The 4841-nt window shown below is 64.0% G+C and carries 5 protein-coding genes; 3 read left to right on the top strand and 2 right to left on the bottom strand.

Annotated features, from left to right (window positions below; all coding sequences use genetic code 11):
* Together Q0116_RS01535 and Q0116_RS01530 are read right to left on the bottom strand one after the other, a co-directional pair.
* A partial coding sequence (locus Q0116_RS01535) for a hypothetical protein (protein ID WP_297884831.1) occupies positions 1-572 on the bottom strand: 572 nt, incomplete at its 3' end.
* A 559-nt stretch (positions 573-1131) separates the two neighbouring features.
* Positions 1132-2250 (bottom strand): DUF1616 domain-containing protein, encoded by a 1119-nt coding sequence (locus Q0116_RS01530; RefSeq protein ID WP_297884829.1) that lies wholly within the window; start codon positions 2248-2250, stop codon positions 1132-1134.
* A 116-nt stretch (positions 2251-2366) separates the two neighbouring features.
* On the opposite strand from Q0116_RS01530, the gene Q0116_RS01525 reads away from it, so the two are divergent.
* Genes Q0116_RS01525 through Q0116_RS01515 form a run of 3 tightly spaced genes read left to right on the top strand, consistent with a single transcriptional unit; the run spans position 2367 to position 4779 of the window.
* Positions 2367-2642, top strand: a complete 276-nt coding sequence (locus tag Q0116_RS01525; protein WP_297884827.1) for a hypothetical protein — start codon at positions 2367-2369, stop codon at positions 2640-2642.
* Complete coding sequence (locus Q0116_RS01520; protein WP_297884825.1) at positions 2643-3752, top strand: DUF4350 domain-containing protein; 1110 nt, start codon at positions 2643-2645, stop codon at positions 3750-3752.
* The gene (locus Q0116_RS01515) at positions 3745-4779 is read left to right on the top strand and encodes a MoxR family ATPase (RefSeq protein ID WP_297884823.1); all 1035 of its coding nucleotides are present in this window, start codon (positions 3745-3747) and stop codon (positions 4777-4779) included. Before Q0116_RS01520 ends, Q0116_RS01515 begins: the two co-directional genes overlap by 8 nt.
* Positions 4780-4841 lie beyond the last annotated feature (62 nt).

The following is a 4841-nucleotide window of genomic DNA, read 5'->3' as shown; positions in this document are numbered from 1 at the left end:
CTTGTTTCGATGCCTTCGGCGCCGGAATCTCGAATAGTAACGTTTCGGAGAGTCCAGTTACCGCTAGCATTCTCGAAGTCGTCGCCGACGAATGATCCGTCACCGGATCCTCCGACGAATACACCGTGATCGTATCCCTCAATAGTGAATCCACGGATCACCGGTGAGATCGGGCCTGCTATACTGTCAGGTGCGATCTGGATACCGGCTGTTCCGAAGGTGTCTGATTTTTGTCCCTCGATCGTCGCTCCGTCGGGAGCGACAAGGGAGATGTTTTTCTCGAGTACAACCTGCTCGGAGTACGTTCCTGGCTGAACTTCGACGGTATCTCCATCTGTCGCGTTATCAACGCCGGACTGTATGGTTGTGTAGTCACCCCCTCCGTTCCCGTCGACAACGATCGTTGACTCAGTATCTTGTGTCGTGAAACGATGTTCATTCTCTGTCATCGAGTCTGGCGATACGCTCGCATGGGTCCCAGCCCCCGAACCGGTAAATCCGACGCCGACCATGGAAACGAGCATCAACACCGCCAGAACGACTGCGCGCGCCTCGGTCCTACGATCCGTCATCTTCCACCACCCGGTCGCCGGTGTATTCGGCCCCACCAACCGACGCGATCAGCGGTCGGCCTCTCATCCGACAGGACGCTCCGCTCCCACCCGAAGCGTTTGTCCAGACAGACGTGTCTGTTTCAGTAACAATTAACCCCTGCTTAAGTGACATACTACAGTAGAAAAACACATTTTGTATAAACTTTTCCCCTATCGGCCAGCATGTCGGTAAACGCGCTTTTAGAGCGTTGGGGACCGGGTTTTGTCATCCACTATCTGGCAGTAGACAGATATTCGAAACAATCTCAGGTAAAACTGGTTGTTCGATCTACAGGTTCAGAGGGTTGATTCGCGACATTCAAACACGGACGTATATTTGATTTGTCGCTTACCGTCACGGTGCCGTCGGCGCTCTCCGATGTGGACCTCATGAGGCGTGGACCGAACGGAGGAAAAACGTCGTACGAAACGTCGGGAACCACCGAACTCCATTCCGATATCGCGCGTAGTTTCCAGTAGGAACCGATCACGCAACAATCGCTGACAAAATCGAATCAGAAATACCAGACCGATCAGGCTACTCAACGGTGATCCAGAGGTGGAGGTCGCGGTACGCGTTCTCGCTCGTGGGTTCGGCGGGAACGTCGTCCCTGAACAACAGGTACTGGACGCGGAGGTTCTCTCCGGAGCGCGTCGGCCGAAGCGTGTGCCGCTCGTGGTGGGTCTCGTTGTGTTCGACGGTCGCGTCGAAGCGATCGATTTCGGTCCGTTCGAGCACCGTCGTGGAGTTGTTGGCCGTCTCAACCTCCTGGAGCTGGACCACGACGTGGTACTCCGTCAGCTCGTACTCGTTGTTCCCGATGCCGACGATCAGCTCGGCGGTGTCGTTGACGGCCATCGTCTCCGGATAGTCGTCGGCGACGAGTTCCCCCTCGGGCGTCTCGGTGAGCAGGTAGAACTCCGAGAACTGCTCGCCCTGGGGCGGAACGGCGACCGCGTAGCCGACGCTCCCGACAGCGAGCAGCACGGAGACCGCGAGGACGACGTTGAGCGCGGCGTCGGTCCGGTCGTCGGGTTCGAACAGCTCGCTCTCGGCGGTGGCGAGCCACTCGCGGTACGGCACCGCGAACCGCTCGTCTGGGGGAAGCGCCCACCGGCGGCGCGCGGCGACCGCGACGCAGCCGAGGGTGAACCCGGCGACCGCGGTCACCACCGGCACCAGCCGGATCCCCCACGGCGTGAAGTTCAAGACGAGGCCGATGAGCGGCACGACCGCGATCGAGAGGCCAAAGGAGAGCGCGACGCGCTCGATCCCGTCGATCCCCGAGCGGTCGGCCGGAGTCGCTCCAGCGTCTGTCCCACCCGGATCGGTGTCCGGTTCGTCGGCCGCCGCCTCGGTCCCCGGAGCGGGAGCCGGTCTGTCGTTCGACTCAGGTGTTGCCCCCTCGATATCGACGGTCTCGGTCGCCACTGGAGCGGTCCCGGCTTCCGGAAACAGCGCCGCGATAAACGCGTAGCCGGGCAGAAACAGCACGAACCCTAGCCCGAAGAGCACCCGGAGCGGCGTCTCGTTGATCACCGGGACGAACACGGCGAGGAGCGTGAGGAGCGTGAGGAGGGTCGTCGCCGCGAGATCGGCGGGAAGTCGACGGACTGGACGGGGAACGACCAGCCAGAGCTCCCGGCGATCCGCCATACGTCACTCAAATAAGACGACGGACAAAAGCGACTCGATCGCCGGACCGCCGTCACGCGGACGCCGACGCCAAACACACCACAGCATTGATATCTATTTACACAAACCAAGGGGTAATGGCTATGGGGAGACGGCGGCAGTTCGTCTACGGCGTCGTCGCGTGGATGCTCGGGGCGACGGTGTTCTTGACGCTGCTCGAGTCGCTGGAGCTCGAACTCTTCTTCGTGCTCTCGCTCATCGGCCTGCTCGTCGTCGTCGAGCTGACCGCGCCGTTCAACGTGACCCCGCGCTGGCGACGGCGGCTGATACCCGTCATCGTCGTCGGCCTCGCGGGGTTCGGCTACATCGTCGTCAGGCGGATCATCGAGATATTGCCGGAGGGAGTCCTGTAGATGGAGCTCCCGTCGACCCCTCGCGTCGTGTTGTACGCGCTGGCGGTGGCCGTCGGCCTCGGGCTCGTCGTCGCAGCGAGCACGACTGGAGCCGCCTTCGGCGCGTACAACCTCGAGTGGGACGGGACGAGCGACCTCCGAGAGCTCACCGACCAGCGGACGGAGAGTCAGGTTCTGCTCGACACGGCCCCTTACGAGCGCAGCGATGCCAACGGATCTATCGCCGTGGTTCTCTCGCCGACCGAGCCGTACGGCCCCAACGACACGCGACGCGTGCGGGAGTTCGTCGACGCCGGCGGAACGCTCGTCGTCGCGGACGATTTCGGGCCGCACAGCAACGCGCTCCTCGACGACCTCGGCGCGAGCGCGCGGTTCAACGGGACCCAGCTCCGAGACGAGCGCCACTACTACCGCGCGCCGTCGCTTCCGGTCGCGACGAACGTCAGCGAGACGCGATACACCGAGGGGGTCGACCAGCTAACGCTTAACAAGGCCACCGCGATCGACGCCGGCAACGCAACTGTGGTCGCCACCACGTCGCCGTTCGCGTACCTCGATCGCAACGGGACCGGGAACCTGTCGGCCGGTGACGAGCTGGGAACGTACCCGGTCGTCACGGCCGAGTCCATCGGCGAAGGACGGGTGATTGCCGTCGGTGACCCGAGCCTGTTCATCAACGCGATGCTGTCGCAGCCGGACAACGCGGCGTTCGCGTCAGCGATCTTCGACGCGCACGACCGCGCGCTGCTCGACTACTCGCACGCCGGCGAGCAGCCGCCGCTCGCCGTCGCCTCGCTGATCTTCAGCTCATCGACGGCGCTCCAGCTGGGAGTCGGCGCGCTCGGAATCGGAGCCGTCTGGGGACAGGCGTTGCTCTCTGGGGGACTCGTCGGCGCGGTTCGGCGGTCGCTGTCGTCGGTGCTCCCGCCGGAGTGGCGGCGTCGGCTTCCCGCGTGGCTCCGTGGAACGAAAAGCGACGACGGCCCAGTCGACGAGGAGGCGATCCTCACCGCGCTTCGGAAACGCTACCCGGAGTGGGACGAATCGCGCCTCCGTCACGTAATGGCAGACGTTTTATCGGAGCGGACACGAGGTGGCGCAGATGAATAGTCCGGCGGCGGTGTACGAAGCGATCCGCGAGGCGACGAGCGACGTGGTCGTCGGCAACGAAGCGGTTCTCGAAGGGCTGACGATCGCGCTGCTCACGGACGGCCACGTGCTCCTCGAAGGCGTTCCCGGCGTCGCGAAGACGACGATCGCGAACGCGTTCAGCCGAGCGATCGGGCTGTCGTACAGTCGTATTCAGATGACGCCCGACATGGTTCCCGCCGACATCTCGGGCACGAACGTGTATCAGCAGGGGACCGGTGAGTTCATTCTCCGGAAGGGACCGATCTTCGCGAACCTCGTCGTGGCCGACGAGATCAACCGCGCCACGCCGAAGACGCAAAGCGCCCTCTTGGAGGCGATGGAGGAGTCGACGGTCACGATCGAGGGGGAAACGCTCGCGCTCCCGGAGCCGTTCATGGTCGTCGCCACGCAGAACCCCATCGAGATGGAGGGCGTGTTCGAGCTCCCGGAGGCGCAACGCGACCGCTTCCAACTCAAGTACACGGTCGAGGTCCCGGGCCGTGCCGACGAGCGAACGGTGCTCGACCGGTTCGACGAGACGCCGGCGCTCGGTGCCGAGGACGTGACCCAAGCCGTCGAGACGAGCGAAATTCAGGCCGCAAGTGAGGCGGTCACTGACGTCTTCGTGGCGGACCCGGTCAAAGAGTACATTCTCGACATCGTGGCGGAAACACGGAGCTCGCCCGCACTCCGCTACGGCGGCTCGCCCCGCGCCACGCTCGCGTTTCTTGCCGGCGGCAAGGCCCGAGCGGCGATCCGGGGCCGGTCGTACGTGATTCCGGACGACGTCAAGGCGCTCGCGGAGCCGGTGCTCGTCCACCGTGTGATCCGGACAACGGACGCAGAGCTCTCGGAGCGCACCGTGACCGAGATTATCCAAGCGGCGGTCGATGGCGTCTCGCCGCCGAGCGCGGACACGTCGTTCGCCGAGAGTGGTGAGCGGCAGCCGCAGGCCGCCGACGGCGGACCCGTGGTAGACGATCAACAGCCAGATATCGACGACTAGGGTCGACGGATCGGACCGGCTATGCCGTGGGGCTCGCTTCGTCGCGCCGCTCCGGTGACGAG

It is taken from the genome of uncultured Halorubrum sp. (genome assembly GCF_937146585.1).
Taxonomy (GTDB): Archaea; Halobacteriota; Halobacteria; order Halobacteriales; family Haloferacaceae; genus Halorubrum; species Halorubrum miltondacostae.
This window is presented reverse-complemented; position numbering and strand designations above follow the sequence as displayed.